The following is a 19,308-nucleotide window of genomic DNA, read 5'->3' as shown; positions in this document are numbered from 1 at the left end:
GCGTTCTTCGGAAACGAGAACGTAGCATCTGGTTCGACACGGTGTTCGACGGCAAGGAGGAGGCCCTCATGGCTGGCAATCGCGTGCTCTGGGCGAAGAAGCTCCCGCAGGTCTACAAGAAGCTTGACGAGATCGACCTCATCGTGGCCGACCACCTGGACGTCGGACTGTTGGAACTGGTCAAACTCCGCTCCTCAGTCCTCAACGGCTGCGCTTTCTGCGTGGACCTGCACACCCAGAAGGCCCTCAAGGAGGGGGAATCCCAGCAGCGGCTCTTCCTGGTCTCCACCTGGCACGAGGCCGGGGAGCGCTTCACCGCGAGGGAGCGGGCCGCGCTCGCCCTGACCGACGAGATGACCGAACTGGGCGGGCACGGGGTCTCCGACGAGGCCTACGACGAGGTGGCCGAACACTTCGACGAGACCGAGATCGCCGCCCTGATGTCCGCGATCTCCATGATCAACCTCTACAACCGCCTCGCGGTCACCAGCCAGCTACACCCCAAGGAGCGCTAGCGCACAGCCGGAGACCTGGCCGCGCGGGTGCCGGTGCCGAACGCGTGGGCGGCGGTCAGCAGCGCGGTCAGGTCGTCGCGGGCGGAGGGGTCGGTCAGTACCTGTGGCACCACCGTTCTCAGGCCGCCCGGGGCGAGGGTGGCGAGCGCCCGGCGGGCCGCTGGTGCCGGGTCGACGAGGACGGAACAGGGGAGCGGGGCCCACGCGGCCAGGGCGGCGGCGGTCAGCCACAGCTCGTGCGGCAGTCCGTAACCGAGGCTCCCCTCCAGCCGCTGCCCGGCCTCCGTGTCCAACCAGGTATCCAGGTCACGGACCAGCAGGGCGTGCGGGATCCCCGTGTGCTCCAGCTCCGCGCGCAGGTGTCCGCGGTGGCCGGTGTGCCTGCGCCGGTCCGGGTCCCAACAGGCCGCTGAGGACCGGGCCCTGCGCCAGCTCACGAAGGGCACCAGTTCCGGAGCCCGCAGCACCCGGGTGGAGGGCGCGGGGTCCGACGCCTCGCGGAGCAGGACCGAGCGGCGCACTCCCATCCGGTGGCCGTTGCCGACCAGGCTCAGGTCGCCGTCGTGCTCCACCAGGTTGGGCACGGTGACCAGGGCCGAGCGCCCGGTGCGCTCGAGGAAGCGGGCCAGTGCCTCGTCGTCGGGTTCGTCTTCCTGTCCCTCGTGGGTCACGGTGGAGACCAGCTCACGGGCGACCTCGGCGGGCAGCAGAAAACCGACCGTGGCCACGTACTGGTCCACGCAGTCGGCCAGCCCGTACCCGCCCAGGGCCGCCCAGCGGGCCATCGTGGCGGTGGCCGAGCCCCACTCGCAGAACAGGCTCAGCGGCGCCTCCGGCCGGACGGCCACCAGCGCGGTCAGCGCTTCGACCATGCCGGGCACGGGCTCGGCGTCGTCCTGCAGGAGCAGGTGGTGCGTGGCCCAGTCAGGTACGGCCGACCAGGCGGCGAGGGAGGTCCGCAGCGTGGACGGGGACCCGTCCGGAGCGGGGTCGGCGACCACGGTCGGTGAGAGTTCGGGCAGGGTGTCGGCCAGCCGACGGGCGGCCCCGGCACGGCGCGGGTGGGTCATCACCGCGCACGAGATCCTGACGTTCGCGTTCACGGGGTGGTCCGTGCTCACAGGGCCTCCTTCGGGGCGGGGCAGTGCTCGGCCCCGTACTCCAGGGCGGCCAGGGCCAGCTCGGCCACCTCGTGCCGGTGCTCCCCCAGCTTCTCGGTGGAGACCCGGGTGCGCAGGGCGCCCGGCACCAGGGAGGCCAGTACCCCTTCGACCGGAGCCTCGCCCAGCCGCGCGCGCAGGCCGCCGACCACGCCGGGCCACCGGCTCTCCAACACGGCGCCGTTGGCCACCGCCGTGTGCCAGACCGAGGTCAGGTGCGGCTCCGGTACCAGCGCGCCCAACGGACCCGCGCTGGCCTGCGCGGCCAGGGCAGCGGCCAGCCCCGCCTCGGTGGCGCCCCACGAGGCCAGCGCCTCGGCGACGGGTACGTGAGCCTCGGGAACGTCGTTGGCCAGATCGACCAGGACCGCCTGTCCTGTGGTCCAGTTGAGGTGGGGCAGTGGTCGTGGTGGTTCCAGGACCGAAGCGTCGAAGGCCGCCACCGGGCCCGGGGCGAAGTACACCGAGCGCCGGGTCCCGTGTCCGGAGTTCCCCACCAGGCTGGGCAGGTCCTCGTGCTCCACCGGGTTGGGTACCGCCACCAGGGGCGTCGTACCCGCGCGCCGCACGAAGCGCAGCACCGCCCGGTCGTCGGGCTCGCCGTCCACCGCCTCGCGCTCCAGGAACCGGCCGAGTTCCGCGGACAGCTCCGAGGGCAGGGCCAGGGCCACCGTGGGCACGTAGGGGTTGACCACCGGTACCGCCCCGGCTCCGGTGAACACCGCCCAGCGGGCCAGCGTGGCGGTCCGCGAACCCCACTCGACGAAGAACGACACGGCCGCCTCCGGGTGGGCAGCCAGGTACCGGTCCACGGTTCCGGCGAACCCGTCGGCCAGGCGCGCGTCGTCCTGGAGGACCAGGTGGTGGGTGGTGTCGTACCGAGCTGCCTCCCCGAAAGCCACCCTCGCTCCGCGCAGGGCGGTCGGCGGGCCGTCGGGCCGCGGGTCGAGGGCGACGCCGCTCAGCGGGAGGCCGGTGCTGGCGGCGACCTTCCGAGCGGACGCCGCTCGGGAGGGGTGGGTCATCACGGACGCGGACACACTGGTGGTGTTGTGGTGCTGGGGGTGGGCCATACCTCTGAGTCTAGGCACTGTCGTGCTTCGAGAACGGTCGTCCACAGGGGATTTCCGCCGACCGTGGACCCGGCCCGGGCAGCCCGTTTCCGAGCTCGTGCCCCAGGCCGGTGAACCAGCTGGTACTGAACCGGTCAGCCGGAACCGGTCAGTTGGTGGGCTGCTGGCGCTGTCCGCCCTGCTCGGGTGACGAGGTGGGGCGCGGTGCCGCCTTGGGCTTCTCGTGCGCGGCCCGGTACCCGGCCCGGTAGACGGACTCGCTGGACCCCTCCCGTCGATCGCCGCCGATCGCGGAGGGCCAACCCGCGGTGAGGCCGTAGATGACCAGGACGTCGATGGCGATGACCACCACCGACCACAGCGGCATGGCGATCAGGAAGGCCAACTGGGCCAGGGCGTTCAACGAGGCGAGGACGATACCGAAGGCGCGTGCCCAGGTGCTGCCGGACAGGACCGCGAGTCCGGCGACGACCATCACCACACCCCACAGGCCGAGCAGGACGCCCCAGGCCTCGTATTCGAGGACCAGCATCTGTGCTTCGGCGGCCAGGTAGAAGTCGGGGGTGAACATAGCCGCGAGGCCCTGGATGACGTTGATGGCACCGATGACGATGAGCAGCGTAGCGACGAAGTACTGCCAACCGTTGGGCTGCGTCCGCATGGGTCTTCCTTACCGGCCGTCCGGCGGACCGATGGGTCCGGTGGGCACGGCCCCTCGGGTGTCGTGTGCGGGCGGGTCCGAACGCCGCTCCTACATGATCGGGGACCGCCGGTAAGGGCCAGGGAACAGGTTCTCCCCGATCCGGCAAACTCCCCAGTCGTGCCTGTGCCCCTCCCTTGGGGTGCGGGAGTGAGCGCGGCCGCGACTTCCATTGCGGCTAATAAGCCGGAAGAACGTATTTACGTAACAACGTATAAGCCTGTACGCTGGTGCCGTGTCAGAACGAACCATGGAAGCCCGCGTCGCCGCGCTGGAAGCCCGCGTCGCCGAGCTGGAACAGCATGCCGAGGAAGGTGGAACCGCGTCCGCCGAGACGGCTTACACGCAGCGCTTCTTCGCCCTGGAAGCGCTCAGGGAGCGCGCCCTCGAAGGCGGTGAGGTGGTCTACGCCGGGATCGCCCAGACCGGGGCCGGACCGGTCGAGTGGCAGTACGGTGCGTCCGTCGCCGAGATGGGCGGCCAGGACTGGTCGCTGATGGCCGGAAGCCTCGACGCGCTGGGAAACCCCGTCCGGCTCAGCATCCTCAGCGCGGTCTGGTCCGGGGTCGACACCGTCGCCCAGCTCAAGGAGCGCGCGGAGTTCGGCACCACCGGCCAGATCTACCACCACGTCAACCTGCTGGCCTCCGCGGGTTGGCTCAACACCCGCAAGCGGGGGCACTACCTCATCCCCTCGGAACGGGTGATCCCCCTGCTGGTGATCCTCACCGCCGCACGGGGTTCCTGACCACCGGAGAGAAGAGGACACCGTGCGGACCAGAACCCGGTCCCGAGTCATCGCCGCGACCACCGCCGCCGCCGTCCTGGCCGCGGGGTTCGCGGTTCGACCGCAACCCCCGGCCCTGTCCGCGGAGACCACCGGCGACCCCGGACTGGTCGAACGGGCCACCCCGCTCCTCGAAGCGGACCCGCGGGCCACCGCCGCCGTCGTGGAGGTCGACGGGGACCAGACCCGGGGCGCCTACTTCGGAGCGGGTGAGGAGACCGCCTACGAGCTCGCCTCGATCTCCAAGGCCATCACCGGCCTGCTCCTGGCCGACGCCGTCGAGCGCGGGGAGGTCACCGAGGACACCGAACTCGGCTCCCTCCTGGCCCTGGGGGACGCACCCGCGGCCTCCGTGACCTTGGCTGAGCTGTCCGGGCACCAGTCCGGACTCCCCAACAATCCACCAGAAGTGCTGACTGGGATCCGCATGTTCCTGGACAACATGCGCAACCGCCAGCCTTACTCCGCCGATCCCGACCAACTGGTCGAGATGGTGGCTGCCTCGGACCTTACAGACCGGGGCGAGTTCGAGTACTCCAACCTCGGGGTCTCCGCTCTCGGCCACGCCCTGGCCGCGGCCGCTGGAACCGATTACGAGACCCTTCTCCACCAGCGGATCCTCGACCCCCTGGCAATGGATCACACGGTCGTTCCCGCCGCTGCCGCGGACGTACCGGCCGAAGCTGCCACTGGGTACGGGCAGAACGGTCGCCCGTTCGCCCCTTGGGCCGATGCCGCCTGGGCCCCCGCGGGCGGGGTGTACTCCACCGGAGAGGACATGGGGCGCCTCGCCCGCGCCCTGCTGGCTGACGAGGCCCCAGGTCTGGACGCTCTGGAACCGCGCTGGGAGGACGCGGGCGACAGGGTCGGGCTGGGATGGTTCGTCACCGACCACGACGGCAACGAGGTGACCTGGCACAACGGATTGGGTCGCGGGTTCTCCGCCATGCTGGCCCTCGACCGGGAGGCCGACCGGGCGGTGATCGTCCTTTCGGACAGCCAGGTGCCGGTGGACCAGATCGCCCTGGACCTTCTGGAGGAAGCGTGATCGACATCTGGACCGGCCTGGCGATCTGGGCCCTCATGACAGTGCTGCTCGTGGTCAACGCCGGAGGCTTGGTGCGCTCCGCTCGGAGCGGGAGCGGAAAACACGCGTTCCTCGACCGCTGGGACGTCGTCGCCCATTCCGCCATCCTGTTCCTCCTGGTGGCCGTCACCCTGTTGCTCATGGTGTGGACGGTCGTCCCGCCCGCCCTGTGGTTCGTGAACGCGGCCGCGAGCGCGGTGGGCCTGGCCGCCGTCGCCGCCCGCTGGCCGGACCTGCCCTGGCGGGCGGACGACGACAAGTCGCGCACACGCGTGCGCTCCGCCCTGTTCAACTCGGCCCTGACCGTCGGCGCCGTCCTCTTCCTGACGGTCTGACCCGCGTGTCGGCGGCCGTCACTGGCCGGTGAGGCCCGTCGTGGCCACGCTGCGGACGATGTGCCGCTGGAACAGCAGGAACACGACGACCATCGGCGCCGCGGCGACCATCGACGAGGCCAGCTGTGCGGCGTAGAAGGTCCCGTAGGAGTCCAGGATGTTGGGGATGCCCACGGGTAGCGTCATCAGCGCCGGATCCGTCGTGACGATGAAGGGCCACAGGAAGTTGTTCCATGCCGAGATGAACACGAAGATCGCCGAGGCCGCGAGGATGGGCCGGGACAGCGGCAGGATGACCGTCGTGAACAGCCGCCAGTACGAGGCCCCGTCGATCCGCGCCGCCTCGTCCAGTTCGCGTGGTACGGCGTCGAAGAAGCGCTTGAGGATGAACACGATGATCGGCATCACCAGCTGTGGCAGGATCACCGCAGCGTAGGTGTCGACGAGGTCCAGCGCCACCATCTGCTGGAACAGCGGCACGATGAGCAGCTGCGGCGGCACCACGATCGCGGCGACGGTGAAGAACATCAGCGCCGTGCGGCCGCGGAACGCCATGCGGGACATCGCGAAGGCCGCCGGTGCCGCCACCGCGAGGGTGAAGACCGTGACCAGCACGGCGATGAGCAGGCTGTTGAACATCCACACCTGGACGTTGCCCGCGGCGAAGAGGTCGCGGTACTGCTCGAGGGTGAACCCCGACTCGGGGAGCAGGGTCAGCGGGAGCGCGATCGCGTCCTGCTCGGACTGGAACGAGGTGACCAGCGACCACAGCATGGGCAGCAGCCACAGAGCCGCGAGGAGGACCAGCACGGTGATGGCCGCGATCCTCGGTCCGAGCCCGCCGCCCAGGACCAGGTCGCGCTGCCTGGCGCGTTCGCGGGAGCGCTCGGCCCGTCGGCCCGAACGGGTGGTGGGGGTTTCCACGGTCATGTCAGGCCTTTCTCCGCGTCGTGAGCCATAGCTGGACGGCGGCGATGACGAGGACCAGCGCCAGGAAGAGGTAGGAGACGGCCGCGCTGTACCCGAACCGGTAGCCGGTGAACCCGACGTCGTAGATGTAGAGCAGCAGGGAACGGGTCGAGTCGCCCGGCCCGCCCATGGTCAACAGGTAGATCTGGTCGAAGACCTTCAACGAGGCCAGGACCTGCAAGAGCAGTACGACCACGGTGATGTTGCGCAGCTGGGGGACGATGACGTACCGCAGCCGGGCCCACGCGCCGGCGCCGTCCAGTGCTGCGGCCTCGTACAGGTGGTCCGGGATCGACTGGAGAGCGGCCAGGTACAGCAGGAAGTTGAAGCCGACGGTCCACCACACCGTGGTGAGGGCCACCGACCACATGGCCACGCCGTCGTCGGTCAGCCAGCCCAGACCCTCCGCCCCGAGGGCTCTGAGTACCTCGTTGAACAGGCCGAAGTCCTCGATGAAAAGGAAGTCCCACACCAGGGCGACGGTGGCCACCGGCAGCAGGAACGGCATGAAGAACGACAGGCGCCACACCCACTGCCCGGGCAGCCCTGTGTGCACCAGGACCGCCATGGCCAAGGCGACCGCGACCAAGGGGACCGTGGTGATCACGGTGAAGAAGACCGTGTTGCCCAGCGTCCGCCACACCATCGGATCGCCGAGCGCCTCAGCGTAGTTCTCCAGACCGACGAAGGCCCCTCCGGCACCGTTGAGCGCGATGTCGGTGAGGCTCATCCACAGGCCACTGAGCAGCGGCCACACCAGGAAGGCCGCGTACACGGCGAGGAAGGGCAGCAGGAAGGTCAGACTCGAGTCCGAGGCGCGCTGCCAGAACCTGCGCATGGGGCCGGGCGCGGGTCCCGGGGCGCTGCCGTCCGTACGGGGGCGGGTGGTGGTGTCGGCGGGCGCGCTCATGAGGAGCCCCCTTCCGAGGGGTTGGCTCTCGCCACCCAGGAGTCCAGTGCATCGCCGAGCTGGTCGACGGCGGCTTCGGGCCCCGCACCGGTGAGCGCCGTGCGCAGCGCCTCGCTCGTGTCCGTCTGGAACTGGGAACCCGCACCCGCGAACCAGACCTCCGGGTCGAGGACCGGCGCTTCACCAGCGGCCGCGTAGTCGGACTGCGGGGTGAGCGCCTGGTACTCGGCAGAATCCGCGACCGGGGTGTAGGCGGGCACGTGTCCTGCCTCGCCCCAGGTCAGGCTGTTGCGCACCATGAGGGCCACGAACTCGTGGGCGGCGCGCACCCGCTCGGGGTCGGGGTCGCTCTGCCGGGGCAGCACGAAGGCGTGGGAGTCGGCGTAACTGCCGGGCTGCTCGAAGACGGTGGGGAACGGTGCGGCGCCCAGGTTCTCGACGCTGTCCATCAGGTAGGGCAGCTCCCACTCGCCCACGATGATCATGCCGGACCGTCCGGAGCTGAAGCCCGCGAGAGCGCTCTGGTACGACTGGGTCGCCTCCGAGGTCTCGCCGTCGAGGAGCTCGGCGAGGAAGGTGTACACCCGCAGCGCCGCGTCGCGGTCGAACTCCGCGGGCCCGCCCTCCGGAAGGCTCATCGTCGCCCCGGTCTGGTCGTACAGGCTCCAGAACAGCCGCCACCCCTGGGCGTCGTCGTTGACGTGGCCGAAGGAGACGCCGCTGCCGCCGCCCGCTTCGGCGAGCGCCCGTGAGGCCTCGATGAACTCCTCGGGGGAGGAGAGCTCGCGCAGTTTGCCCTCGGAGTCGAGTAGTCCCGCCTGGTCGGCCATCTCCGTGTCGTAGAAGAGGATCATGGGATGGGTGTCCAGGGGGACCGCGTAGGCGGCGCCGCCGTGGATGCCGCGCTCCCACAGGTCGGGCACGAAGTCCTCGGGGGTGACCCCGAACTCGGCCAGCAGGTCCAGGTCGAAGGGGTCGAGCAGCCCGCCGGGGGCGTACCCGGGGAGCCGGGACAGGTGCATGATCGCGCTCTCGGGCGCGCGGCCGCCGACGGATGCCACCGCCAGCTTGGTGTAGTAGGGCGGGCCCCAGGCCAGGGTGCTGGGGGTGACGCTCAGGTGGGGTGCTTGTTCCCGCACGTCGGCGAGCATGCTCTCCAAACGGGCGCCGTCACCGCCTTGGAACAGGCTCCAGAAGCGCACTTCGGTGGAGTCGCGCGTGCCGCCGGGGGTACAGCCCAGGGCCGAGCCGCCCAGGGCGGCCGCACCGGCCCCGAGGAGCACCTGGCGCCGGGTCAGGGGGGATACGGATCCGGTGGATTTCCTGGATCCTCCGGGTGAAGGGGACATCGACGACCTCCTCGGTCGACTCTGCGCGCTGGGGCGCCGTGGGGGGGTGACCGCTGGGGGCGGCCGGGTGTTCCTCAGGGGCACGTGTGCCTCAGTAGCTTCAGGCGGGCCGGGGGCCGTCCTTCTCGAACGCGGCGGTCCGCCGCTGGGCAGCGGCGACACGAACCGTGTCGAGCTTCTCGCTCCGGTCGAACCGGTAGATGCCGTTGCGTTCCTGGAACACGTCGGTGAGCTGGGTGTAGCAGTAGCCGAACATGTTCGGGTCGTCGAGCAGCACGCCGGTCAGGCCTTCGAAACGGGTGTGGAACTCCTCCGGAGTGCCCGGGTCGCTGCCGTAGCCCCAGGAGTCGGTGCCGGAGGCCGTGTCGGGGTCCCAGCGGATGCCGCCGAACTCGCTGCAGAAGTAGGGCTGCCCGCGGTAGGGCACCGACCAGGGGCCGCCGCCGTCGCCGAGGTTGACGTAGGGGGAGTCCTCGTCCAGGCCGCGCATCTGCTCCCGGAACGCCTCGGGGTCCTGCTCGTAGCTGTGCGAGTCGTAGACGTCGGTCTCGGGAACACGGTGGGAGTACCCGGAGGCGTCGACCACGGGACGCGAGGGGTCGAGCGCCTTGGTGGCCAGGAACATCGCCCGGGTCACGTCGTCGAGCACGGTGACGCGGTCGTGCAGCTGCTGGAAGGTCTCGTTGAGGGGGCACCAGCCGACGATGCTGGGGTGGGAGTAGTCGCGTTCCACGGCCTCCAGCCACTGCGCCACGTAGGAGGGACCGGGCCGCTGGTTGTCCTGTGCGGCCGGGCCCGCGTCACCGCAGCCCCAGTCGCCGAACTCGCCCCACACCAGGTAACCGAGCCGGTCGGCGTGGTACAGGAAGCGCTCCTCGAAGACCTTCTGGTGCAGGCGTGCGCCGTTGAAACCGGCCCGCTGCCCCAGCTCGATGTCGCGTACGAGCGAAGCGTCGTCGGGCGCGGTCATCAGCCCGTCGGGGTAGTAGCCCTGGTCGAGGACGAGCCGCTGGAAGACGCGTTCACCGTTGATCAGTACGGACTTGCCCTGGACGGACACCGAGCGCAGCCCCGCGTACGACTCCGCGCTGTCCACGATCGAACCGTCGGAGTCGAGAAGTTCCAGGCGCAGTGTGTACAGGTGGGGGTCCCGCGGCGACCACGCCCGGCGTCTGCTCTCCGGGACGGTGAGGGTGGCGTGTGGTGCGGCGTCGCGGTCGGCGCGCGCTTCGGCCGCCGCGACCTCCCCGTCGCCGTCGGCGAGTACGGCGCGTACGCGCAGCCCTTCCCTCAGTCCGGACAGGGGCATCCGCACGTGAAAGACCCCGTTGGCCAGGTCGGGGGTGACGCGTGGGCGCCGCAGGTGCGTCTCGGGGACCGGTTCCATCCACACGGTCTGCCAGATCCCGGTGGTGCGCGTGTAGTGGCATCCGGAGTTGCCGTACCAAGTGGACTGCTTCCCGCGTGCCTGCGGGCCGTGGCGTGTGTCGCGTGCGCGCACCACCACGACGGCTTCCTCTCCGGGTTCGGCGACGCCGTGCAGGTCGGCGGTGAAGGGGGTGAAACCGCCGCGGTGGCGTGCGGCCTCGACGCCGTTGACCCACACGGTGGTGTCGTGGTCGACGGCCTGGAAGTGCAGCAGGGTGCGCCGCCCGGCCCAGGAGCGGGGGATGCGCACGGTGCGCCGGTACCAGACCGCTTCCATGAAGTCGGTGTCGCCCACGCCGGAGAGCTCCGATTCCGGGCAGAAGGGGACGGTGATGCTGCCGGACAGGTCCGCGTCGCGCAGCCCCCGTTCCAGGCCGCTGTCGGCCCGGTCGATCTCGAACTGCCAGGTGCCGTTCAGGCACAGCCATTCGGTGCGGGTGAACTGCGGCCGGGGGTACTCGGGGCGCGGGGTCTCGGAGCGCTGGTTCGCGGTGGTCCCGTCGCCGGGCGTCATGGGCGTCTGCACGTGGTTTCCCCTCGTCGAAGGTGACAGCCGACGGTGTGAGCAGGGTCACTAGGGGCCCATATGAGCACATTCTTACATCGATGTAAATACCGTGGACCACTGGCTACGGTGCGAAGTGTGGGTGTTGCGGGGGGAGTGTTTTCCAACGTGAGTAACGAGCCGGGCCAAGCTCGGGGGTGAGCTCGGGGCAGGGCGGGGTGTGCTGCGCGCCGGGGTCAGGGTCCGGAAGCGGTCCGGGGGTGCGCGACGTGAAGCGCCGGGGTCATCGTGTGCCGCCGCGCAAGAAACTTCTCAAAAGCCCGATTTCGCCCTTCAGGGTTCTGAGGTAATAAAACGTGCCATGTCATTGCATAGGATATTTTAAATAGTGCGCGAAAGCTGTTTTTGTGCTGGCGGGAGTGGGTGCGTGCCAAGAATGCCCCCACTCTTGACGTGCGTGGGCTAACGTGAAATCCAACCGCTTTGGAAACCCCCTTATCCGGGCTTCCGGGTTGATTTCCCCTGCCCGCGCCACGGGCCGGTGGGACGGCAACGGCTCCTCCAGCCGCACGCCTCCGTTCGCACGCACGCCGCGAGGAATCCAACCATGGCAGCACACCCGTCCGACCGGAATCGCAGCCGCCTGCGCCCCGGACAACAGGCTCTCGTCGCACTCCTGGTCGCCTCCGCGCTGACCGCCCCCGCCTGGTCCTGGACGGTGATCGAGAGCCCAGACGCGTCCCGCCCGGCCATCGCCCTGATCGGCGGCGTCTCCGGGATCCTGTTGTGCGCCGCTCTGGCCCTGGCGGCGTACCACGCTGCCGCAGCACGCAACGCCCGAGACCACGGGACCCGGGTCAGCGGCGGAGCACGCACCCTGGAAGCTGAGGCGGGCTGGGCCGTGGACGTACTCCTGCCCGCCGTCGCCCACGCCACCCGGGAGGGGCGATCGGTCCAGGAGGTGCTCGACGAGCACCTCCGGCCCACCCACCCGACCGTCGACCGGCTCGCCCGAGCCGTCACCACCCAGGTCGCCAGCGCCGAACGCCGCGCCGCCGAAGACCGCGCCACCCGCGTGGAAATCGAGGAAGAGGTCACCGACCTGGCCGACGCGGGGCTGCCCAGGATCATCCGCCGGATCCACGAGGACCGCCCCACCGCCGCCGAATCCCTGAACCGCGAGTTCCACGACATCCACGAACCCGTTGCGCACCTGCGCGGACGCATCCTGGACGAGATCCTGGCCGCCGAACGCCGCACCGCCACCGCCCTGGCCTCGGCCGCCTCCTCAGGCGCACGGATCCAGGCACACCTGACCACCCTGCTCGCCCAACTACGCGAACTCCAGGACCGCTACGGCGACCGGTCCGACATCTTCAGCGACCTCCTGCTGGTCGACCACAACGTCTCCCGGACCGGCCGCCTCGCCGACAAGTTCGTCGTCCTGGCCCATGGCCGCTCCGGGCGGCGCTGGACCCGCCCCATCATCATGGAGAGCATCCTGCGCGGCGCGATGGGACGGATCACCGCCTACCGGCGTGTGCGCCTGCACTTCACCAGCCGGGTGGCGGTGGTCGGGTACGCGGCCGAGGGCGTCATGCAGGCGCTGGCCGAGCTCATGGACAACGCCGCCAACTTCTCCGCGCACGGGACAGACGTCCACGTCTACGTCGAGGAGGAGGACACCGGGGTCGCCATCACCGTCGAGGACAGCGGTCTGGGCATGCGCCACCGTGAGCGCAGGGTCGCCGAGAGCGTGATCACAGAACCGCGCGACCTGTCCACCCTTCCCGGCAGTAAGACGGGCCTGGCCGTCGTGGGCTGTCTGGCCGACAAGTACGGCCTCACGGTGAGCTTCCGCCCGTCGGCCAGGGGAGGCATCGGCGTGGTCGTCCTCATCCCGCCGAACCTGCTCACCGAGCCCCGGATGCCCAAGCGCCGGCCTCGAGCGGCCGGTGAGTCCTCTGCCGCCGGGGGTGTTTCAGGGGCTGCCGCCGGGGTGCCCGTGTCGGCGGGGGAGGCCCTGGCCGTGACCGGTGAGTCCGAGCCTCCGGCCGTGACCGGTGAGTCCGGGGTCCCGGCAGCGGCCGATGCGTCCGCGGCCGCAGCGCCGACCGACGATCACCGTCCGCCCCTGCCCCGGCGCGACGGAACCCGGACCGCCACGGGACCCCAGCAGAACCCCGGCCTTCCCACTGACGCGGGCACCCAGGTCACCTCAGGTGGCGGTACCCACGGCAACGACGGCGGTGACGGGGCCGCCACCGGTGAGGACGCCTCCACCGGCACCGTCAAGAAGCCCGTCAACCTCCCCCGGCGCCGCCGCGGCCACACCCTGGCCGAGGCGGTCCGGGAGAACCCCGAACAGCTCTTCCCCACGAAGCGCACTCCCCTCGAATCCCGTGCGCGGGAGCAGGCCCCCACCCGGTTCGCCGCTTTCCGGGAGCCCGGTGGTGAGCCCGAGGAGATCTCCGGGGAGAGCGATTGACGGATACGGCTTCGCCCGCGCACAGACGGACACCTGACCGAAGAGGAACGGAGGGAGGGGCACCAGGACGTTCCGAGTCCGGACCGCTGCCCCGCGCGACCATGACCACAACGGACCCCAGCCTCGACTGGCTACTGGAGAACCTGCGACACAGGGCACCGGGTATCCGGCACGTCCTCGTGTTGTCCAGGGACGGACTCAAGATGTGCCACACCGCCGAACTGGGCGTGGACCGGGCCGACCAGCTCGCCGCGATCTGCGCCGGGGTCCAGAGCCTCTCGCTCAGCGCCTCCGCCGAGTTCGGTGACGGAACCGGCGCCGGACAGGCCATGCTCGAGTACGGCGGCGGGCTCCTGCTCATCGTCGGAGCCGGAGAAGGAGCCCACCTCGCCGTCGTCGCCGGATACGAGGCCGACGTCGGCCAGGTCGGCCACCGTATGAACGAGCTGGTCGACCAGATCGGGGGCCACCTGACGGCCGCTCCCCGACGCGGCGGCCCCGGGGCGGACCAGTCGCGATGAGCGCGGACCCCCTGAACCGGGAGGCTCCGGACCGGCTGTACACGGTCACCGGCGGCCGTGGCGGAACCGACGAGTCCTCCCTCGACTCGGTCGCCCTCGTCGTGGCCGAATCCGATCCCGCGTCGGGCATGCAGTCCGAGCACGCCGACATCCTCCGGCAGTGCACCCGTCCGACGGCCGTGGTGGAGATCTCCGCCGAACTCGGGCTCCCGGTGAGCGTCGTGCGGATCCTCCTCGTCGACCTGCTGGACACCGGGGCGGTGAGCGCCCGGCATCCCGTACCCTCCACCCCCGAGGAGGGGCCACGACACGACCCCGACACCCTGAAGCAGGTGCTCCTTGCCCTCCAACGCCTCTGAACAGACGACCCGGATAGCCGCGGCGACTGCGACGGCCGGGGCGGCGGCCACGGGGCGGCCTCCCCTCGCCAGCACCGCGAGCAGCGCGCTCAAGATCGTCATCGTGGGCGGGTTCGGTGTGGGAAAGACGACCATGGTCGGTTCGGTCAGCGAAATGCGCCCGCTGAGCACCGAGGAGATCATGACCCAGGCCAGCGCGGAGACCGACGACCTCACCGCGGTCCGGGACAAACGCACCACGACCGCCGCCTTCGACTTCGGTCGGATCACGGTGGACGCCACCCGTGTCCTCTACCTCTTCGGAGCACCCGGCCAGAAGCGCTTCTGGTTCCTGTGGGAGCAGCTCTTCACCGGAAGCCTCGGCGCGGTCGTCCTGGTCGACACCGACAGGGTGGAGGACTCCTGGTACGCCATCGACCGCCTCGAACACCACCGGACACCGTTCATCGTGGCGGTCAACCGTTTCGGTCCCGGACCCAGCCTGGAAGAGGTCCGGGGCGCCTTGGACCTGTCCAACGACGTCCCCCTGCTGGAGTGCGACGCGCGCCGCCGCGAGTCCAGCCGCGACATCCTCATCGCCCTCGTCCACCACTTGGCCAGGCGCCGTCCGCCGGGGCCTGCGGGTGGGGAACCGGCCGCGAGGGAGTCGGCCACAGGCGAGCCGACGGCGGCCCAGCCCTTGCCCACGAAGGAGTCACCTTGAACAGCACCTCGGGAGCCCAGGGGCCGGTCGCGGCCGACGGGGCGCTCCGCCCGCACCTCGATTCGGGACCCGCGCCCGCGCCCCTGTCGCCGGACCACCGGCAGGCCATGCGCTTCTACGGTCCCGACATCGCCAGGGACCCGGTGTCCCTGTACGAGGAGATGCGGCGCCTCTACGGCCCGGTCGCCCCCATCCTGCTCGACGGCGACATCCCCGCGTGGTTCGTGCTCGGCTACCGGGAACTGCACCACGTCACCGGCAGGCCTGCGTGGTTCGCCCGCGACTGCCGCCGCTGGAACATGTGGGACCACATCGACGACGCCTGGCCGCTGATGCCGTACGTCATGTGGACCCCCTCGGTGATGTTCGCCGAGGGGGCCGAGCACCAGAGGCGGGCAGGGGCGATCGGCGACGCCCTCGACGCCACCGACCGCGCGGACCTGCGGCTGCTGTGCCAGCAGGTCGCCGACGGGCTCATCGACCAGTTCGCCGGGGACGGACAGGCCGACCTGGTCAGCCAGTACGCCCACCAGATCCCGGCGGGCGTCATCGCCCGCCTCTACGGGTTGTCGGGGCAGGAGGTCCCCGGCATGGTCCGGGACAACCTCATATCCTTGGACGTCACGGCCGAAGCCGCCGCGGCCCATCAGCGGGTGCAGGCCACGATGCGGCGGATCGTCACCGAGCGCAGGGCCCACCCGCGCGACGACGTCCCCTCCCGGCTGCTCCTCCACCCGGCCGGGCTCACCGACGACGAGGTGGTCATCGACCTGCTCGTCATCATGTCGGCCGCCCAGGCACCGACTGGCAACTGGATCGGCAACACGCTCCGCCTCATGCTCCTCGACGACGGGTTCTCCCTCACCCTGCAAGGCGGGCGCAGCAGCTCCGGTGAAGCGCTCAACGAGGTCCTCTGGAAGAACACCCCCACCCAGAACTTCATCGGCCGGTGGGCGGTCCAGTCCTGTGAACTGGGTGGCCGGCTGATCCAGCAGGGCGACCTGTTGGTGCTGGGGCTGGCCGCGGCCAACTGCGACCCGAGGCTGAACACCGGGGACCTCGGTATCCACGCCACCAATCAGGCCCAGATGTCGTTCGGCCACGGCGAGCACGGGTGCCCGTTTCCAGCCCCTGAGGTCGCGGAGCTGATCGCCCGCACGGCCGTGGAGTCGCTGTTGGACCGGTTGCCGGACGTACGGATGGGTGTGGAACCGGAGCAGCTGAGGTGGCGGCCGTCGGTCTGGATGCGCGGGTTGTTCGAGCTGCCCGCGCGGTTCAGTCCGATTGTCGTGTAGGGGTTGAGGTCCCAGGCACCGGACCCCGAACCCCCAAGACCCCGGGCCTCCGAGTCAGGGCGCGCTGCGCGGACGGGGGACCGGGGTGAACACCAACGGCAGCTCGCGCAGGCCCCGGGTGAACAGGCCCTGCTCGACGAGCTCGGTGTCCTCGGCCAGGCGCATGTCCGGCATGGCGTCGAGCAGGTCGTCGACCGCCACCCGGACCTCGGCCTCGGCCAGCAGTGCGCCGACGCAGAAGTGTCGGCCCAACGCGAAGGAGAGGTGTTCGGCCGCGGCGGAGAACGACGTGGTGCCGGAGAGTTCCTCGCGGAACAGGTCGAAGCTCTCGGGGTGCGAGAAGCGAGCGGGGTCCCGGTTGGCCGCCCCGATCAGGCAAGTGACCGTTGAACCGGCGGGAACCCGGCCGCCCGCGATCTCCACGTCGCGCACGGGCTGACGCATGATCATCTGCACGGGCGGGGTGAAGCGCAACGACTCGGCGAGGGCACGGGGCACGAGGGAGCGGTCGGCGCGCACCGCGTCGAGCTGCTCGGGGTGTGCCAGGAGGTTCGCGAACAGGCCGGCCAGGGCCTTGTCGGTGGTCTCCCCGCCGGCGGCCAGGAGGAGGCTGACGAACGCCTTGATCTCCTCGTCGGTCATCCGGGTACCGTCCACCTCCGCGAGGCAGAGGGTCGAGAGAAGGTCGTCGCCGGGGTTCTCGCGGCGCTCACGGATGATCGGGAGCATGTAGGCCGCGAGCTCCTCGCTCGTGCGCAGACCGGCGGCGTTGACCTCCGGGTCCTGGGTGAGGTTGCCGAGGAAGGCGATGATCGCGGTGTACCAGTCATGGAAGCGGTCGTGGTCGGACTGGTCCAAGCCGAGCATGTCCACGATGACGTTGATCGGGAACCGTGTCGCGTACTGGGAGACGAGGTCCACGCGGCCGTCGAGCCGGAAGGACTCCACCAGTGCCCGGCTGTTCCGTTCGATCACGGGCTGGAAGCGTTCGCGCAGGTCCCGGCCTCGGAAGGCGGGAGCGACGAGGGCGCGGCGCACGGCGTGGTCGCGGCCGTCGAGTTGGAGGATGGTGCGCCCGTGGACCGGTTCCAGCTGCCAGCTGTAGTTGTCCGTGGAGAAGTCCCCGTCCTTGAAGGCGCGGCGTACGTCCGCGTACCTGGAGATGACGTAGCTTCCGGTGGGCTCGTGCCAGTGCAGCGGGTCGTGCTCGCGGAGGAGTTGGTAGGCGGGGTAGGGGTCGGCGAGGAACTCGGGTGAGAGCAGATCCGGGATGTCGTGGGCGGTGGTCACACGATCACGCTCCTGGTCGCGGGCCGCAGATCGGGGGCCTTAACGCACGGTGCCCCCACTGAACGTCGGGAGGCCCACAGTAGGTAGGCGCCCTCTCACAATCCACCCCCAGGTCAAATATCCAGCAGAATCAAGGCGAAAAGGGTGATACGTCCGCTTTTTTCTGTCCGGAAGTCCGTGCCCGGGAAGGAATTCGGGTGTCCGTGGAAGTTCCCGCAGCGCCCCAGGGCCCGTGGCGCCTCCTTGGCCACTTGGGGCTGGGGCTACCGGGGCCCGGGTGAGCACAGGAGGCGCCAGGGGGAGTCGGGGAGGCTGTGTCCCTGGTCGGGGAGGGCGCACAGGGTTCCGGAAGGGCGGTACGGGGTGGTTGAGGTGATGACGCGCCGTTCGGCGTTCAGGAGGACGACTTCGTAGTCCAGGCTGATGAGTACGGGTAGCAGGCGGGATTCCAGGTGGGCGGCGAGTATGTCGGCTCCTACTACGCCGAGGAAGCTCTCTTGCGAGTACACGGGGACGGTGAAGGTGAGGATGTAGCTGTCGGTGCCGCCGAAGTCCACGTGTGGGCCGGTGATGTGGCGGCGGCCCGTTGTGCGGGGTTCACGGAACCATTCGGCGCAGGCGTAGTCGTAGAAATCGAGGCTCTCGGGGTTGAGGTCGACGTCGAGGAAGACCGGATCGGGTCGGCCGGACCACCATTCGAGCCTGCGGGGCTGGTCGGCGAGGAGGCCGGGGGCGATGATGGCGCCCGCGCCGATGACGAGTTCTTGGCTGCTGAGCCAGTCGACCACTCTGGGGCGGATGCTGGCCAGGTCCTTGCAGGTCAGCTGATGGTCGGCGGAGCGGTGGCACGTGATGAGGTCCTGCCGGAGGGACTCCAGCGGGGTGAAGACGTCCTCGATGATCTCGGCGATCCAGGTGACGATGTCAGCGGGATGGGGGTCTGCGGGCTGAGGCGCGGTCATCGGGCTCCCTCCCTCGGGCGTGGTCCACCTTTCTTTTTCATAGCTCCGGACAGGCGGAAACACCACCCCTTGTAGGTCAGCTTCTGGCTTTGACCAGGTTGAAGTGGATTTCGATGAGCCCTTGGGTAAGCGCTTCGACGTGTTGTTCGGTGAGTTCGCGGGCGCGTGTGCCGTCGTGGGCCTCGATGGCGTCGGTGACCGCTTGGTGGGTGTCCACTGTTTCCCCGTGGGTGCGGGCCGTGTGGTTCGGGACCCAGGCGAGTGCTCCGACTTCGGCTTGGACGTCGAATTCCTGGCTGGTCAGGCGCACGGACTGGGCTGTGGCGGCGACCTCGATGTGGAATCGGCCGGCGAGCCGTTGCTGGGTGCCGGGGGCGCTGGCCTCGGCGAGGCGGCACACGATGTCTCGGAGGCGTGTGACGTGGTCCGCGGAGGCGCGTTCGGCTGCCAGGCGCGCGGCGGTTCCCGAGATGGCGGCGTGGTAGTCGCCGAGCTCGCGCAGGTCGGGGGTGGCCATCTCCAGGAGGCGGGCCAAGGCGCGGTCCCCGAGGATCTCGGCGGAGGCGCGGGCGAAGCTGCCGCCGCCGCGGCCCCTGCGGGTCTCGACGAGTCCTTGGCCGCGCAGGCTGGAGAGTGCGTCGCGCAGGGTCACGGTGGACACGTTGAGCGCGGTGGCCATGTCCGACTCTGAGGGAAGCTGCTCGCCGTCGGCGATCAATCCCAGGGAGATCGCCTTGGCGAGCCTGCGGGCCACCGCCTCGCCGCGTCCCGTGCCGTCGTCGAGCGGGGCGAAGACTACTCGTCGGGCGGATGTGGAGAGTCGGCTCACCAGACCAGCTTTCTTCTCGTGGTGGAGGTATCCAGTCTGCCTT

At 70.1% G+C, this 19,308-nt stretch carries 19 protein-coding genes; 9 read left to right on the top strand and 10 right to left on the bottom strand.

Going from position 1 to position 19,308, the window contains the following annotated elements; all coding sequences use genetic code 11:
- Window positions 1–68: 68 nt before the first annotated feature.
- Window positions 69–515 (top strand): carboxymuconolactone decarboxylase family protein, encoded by a 447-nt coding sequence (locus ACYVD1_RS21815; RefSeq protein ID WP_460775918.1) that lies wholly within the window; start codon window positions 69–71, stop codon window positions 513–515.
- Here the strand turns inward: ACYVD1_RS21815 and ACYVD1_RS21810 are convergent.
- The 3 genes from ACYVD1_RS21810 to ACYVD1_RS21800 all read right to left on the bottom strand — a co-directional run bounded on the left by ACYVD1_RS21810 (window position 512) and on the right by ACYVD1_RS21800 (window position 3,409).
- Complete coding sequence (locus ACYVD1_RS21810; protein WP_460775915.1) at window positions 512–1,636, bottom strand: hypothetical protein; 1,125 nt, start codon at window positions 1,634–1,636, stop codon at window positions 512–514. The genes ACYVD1_RS21815 and ACYVD1_RS21810 overlap by 4 nt on opposite strands.
- Window positions 1,633–2,748, bottom strand: a complete 1,116-nt coding sequence (locus ACYVD1_RS21805) for a hypothetical protein (RefSeq protein ID WP_460775912.1) — start codon at window positions 2,746–2,748, stop codon at window positions 1,633–1,635. The genes ACYVD1_RS21810 and ACYVD1_RS21805 overlap by 4 nt, the downstream gene beginning before the upstream one ends.
- Window positions 2,749–2,896: 148 nt before the next feature.
- Window positions 2,897–3,409, bottom strand: coding sequence for a DUF7144 family membrane protein (locus ACYVD1_RS21800; protein WP_460775910.1), 513 nt, complete (start codon window positions 3,407–3,409; stop codon window positions 2,897–2,899).
- Between the two features lie 274 nt (window positions 3,410–3,683).
- Between ACYVD1_RS21800 and ACYVD1_RS21795 the strand changes: the two genes are divergently transcribed.
- The 3 genes from ACYVD1_RS21795 to ACYVD1_RS21785 are packed head-to-tail and all read left to right on the top strand — an operon-like array spanning window position 3,684 to window position 5,657.
- On the top strand, window positions 3,684–4,196 hold the full coding sequence (locus tag ACYVD1_RS21795) for an ArsR family transcriptional regulator (RefSeq protein ID WP_460775908.1): 513 nt from the start codon (window positions 3,684–3,686) through the stop codon (window positions 4,194–4,196).
- Window positions 4,197–4,218: 22 nt separating this feature from the next.
- Complete coding sequence (locus ACYVD1_RS21790) at window positions 4,219–5,283, top strand: serine hydrolase domain-containing protein (RefSeq protein WP_460775905.1); 1,065 nt, start codon at window positions 4,219–4,221, stop codon at window positions 5,281–5,283.
- On the top strand, window positions 5,280–5,657 hold the full coding sequence (locus tag ACYVD1_RS21785) for a hypothetical protein (RefSeq protein WP_460775901.1): 378 nt from the start codon (window positions 5,280–5,282) through the stop codon (window positions 5,655–5,657). Before ACYVD1_RS21790 ends, ACYVD1_RS21785 begins: the two co-directional genes overlap by 4 nt.
- A gap of 18 nt (window positions 5,658–5,675) precedes the next feature.
- Here the strand turns inward: ACYVD1_RS21785 and ACYVD1_RS21780 are convergent, their stop codons facing one another.
- The 4 genes from ACYVD1_RS21780 to ACYVD1_RS21765 form a co-directional block, all read right to left on the bottom strand.
- A complete protein-coding gene (locus ACYVD1_RS21780; protein WP_460775898.1) occupies window positions 5,676–6,587 on the bottom strand; it encodes a carbohydrate ABC transporter permease in 912 nt (303 codons plus the stop codon).
- Between the two features lies 1 nt (window position 6,588).
- Window positions 6,589–7,536 (bottom strand): carbohydrate ABC transporter permease, encoded by a 948-nt coding sequence (locus ACYVD1_RS21775; protein WP_460775895.1) that lies wholly within the window; start codon window positions 7,534–7,536, stop codon window positions 6,589–6,591.
- Complete coding sequence (locus ACYVD1_RS21770; protein WP_460775892.1) at window positions 7,533–8,885, bottom strand: extracellular solute-binding protein; 1,353 nt, start codon at window positions 8,883–8,885, stop codon at window positions 7,533–7,535. Before ACYVD1_RS21770 ends, ACYVD1_RS21775 begins: the two co-directional genes overlap by 4 nt.
- Before the next feature lie 100 nt (window positions 8,886–8,985).
- Window positions 8,986–10,839, bottom strand: coding sequence for a glycoside hydrolase family 2 protein (locus ACYVD1_RS21765; protein ID WP_460775889.1), 1,854 nt, complete (start codon window positions 10,837–10,839; stop codon window positions 8,986–8,988).
- Window positions 10,840–11,425: 586 nt separating this feature from the next.
- On the opposite strand from ACYVD1_RS21765, the gene ACYVD1_RS21760 reads away from it, so the two are divergent.
- From ACYVD1_RS21760 to ACYVD1_RS21740, 5 genes are all read left to right on the top strand, one after another.
- A complete protein-coding gene (locus tag ACYVD1_RS21760; protein WP_460775887.1) occupies window positions 11,426–13,306 on the top strand; it encodes a sensor histidine kinase in 1,881 nt (626 codons plus the stop codon).
- A gap of 101 nt (window positions 13,307–13,407) precedes the next feature.
- On the top strand, window positions 13,408–13,827 hold the full coding sequence (locus ACYVD1_RS21755) for a roadblock/LC7 domain-containing protein (RefSeq protein WP_460775883.1): 420 nt from the start codon (window positions 13,408–13,410) through the stop codon (window positions 13,825–13,827).
- Window positions 13,824–14,186, top strand: coding sequence for a DUF742 domain-containing protein (locus ACYVD1_RS21750; RefSeq protein WP_460775880.1), 363 nt, complete (start codon window positions 13,824–13,826; stop codon window positions 14,184–14,186). Before ACYVD1_RS21755 ends, ACYVD1_RS21750 begins: the two co-directional genes overlap by 4 nt.
- Entirely contained in the window at window positions 14,167–14,889 is a 723-nt protein-coding gene (locus ACYVD1_RS21745) for a GTP-binding protein (protein WP_460775878.1), read from the top strand. The genes ACYVD1_RS21750 and ACYVD1_RS21745 overlap by 20 nt, the downstream gene beginning before the upstream one ends.
- Window positions 14,886–16,184 carry a cytochrome P450 gene (locus ACYVD1_RS21740; RefSeq protein WP_460775876.1) on the top strand — a complete coding sequence of 433 codons (1,299 nt, stop codon included), beginning with the start codon at window positions 14,886–14,888 and terminating at the stop codon, window positions 16,182–16,184. The genes ACYVD1_RS21745 and ACYVD1_RS21740 overlap by 4 nt, the downstream gene beginning before the upstream one ends.
- A 54-nt stretch (window positions 16,185–16,238) precedes the next feature.
- On the opposite strand, the gene ACYVD1_RS21735 is transcribed toward ACYVD1_RS21740, so the two are convergent.
- The 3 genes from ACYVD1_RS21735 to ACYVD1_RS21725 all read right to left on the bottom strand — a co-directional run bounded on the left by ACYVD1_RS21735 (window position 16,239) and on the right by ACYVD1_RS21725 (window position 19,265).
- Window positions 16,239–17,474: a cytochrome P450 gene (locus ACYVD1_RS21735; protein WP_460775874.1), complete on the bottom strand. Its 1,236-nt coding sequence runs from the start codon at window positions 17,472–17,474 to the stop codon at window positions 16,239–16,241.
- A 263-nt stretch (window positions 17,475–17,737) separates the two neighbouring features.
- Window positions 17,738–18,436 (bottom strand): cache domain-containing protein, encoded by a 699-nt coding sequence (locus tag ACYVD1_RS21730; protein WP_460775872.1) that lies wholly within the window; start codon window positions 18,434–18,436, stop codon window positions 17,738–17,740.
- Window positions 18,437–18,512: 76 nt separating this feature from the next.
- On the bottom strand, window positions 18,513–19,265 hold the full coding sequence (locus tag ACYVD1_RS21725) for a FadR/GntR family transcriptional regulator (RefSeq protein ID WP_460775870.1): 753 nt from the start codon (window positions 19,263–19,265) through the stop codon (window positions 18,513–18,515).
- Between the last annotated feature and the right edge of the window lie 43 nt (window positions 19,266–19,308).

The organism is Nocardiopsis nanhaiensis, assembly GCF_054778635.1.
The sequence above is the reverse complement of the archived record's forward strand: the minus strand, read 5'-3'. Positions and strand labels throughout refer to the sequence as shown.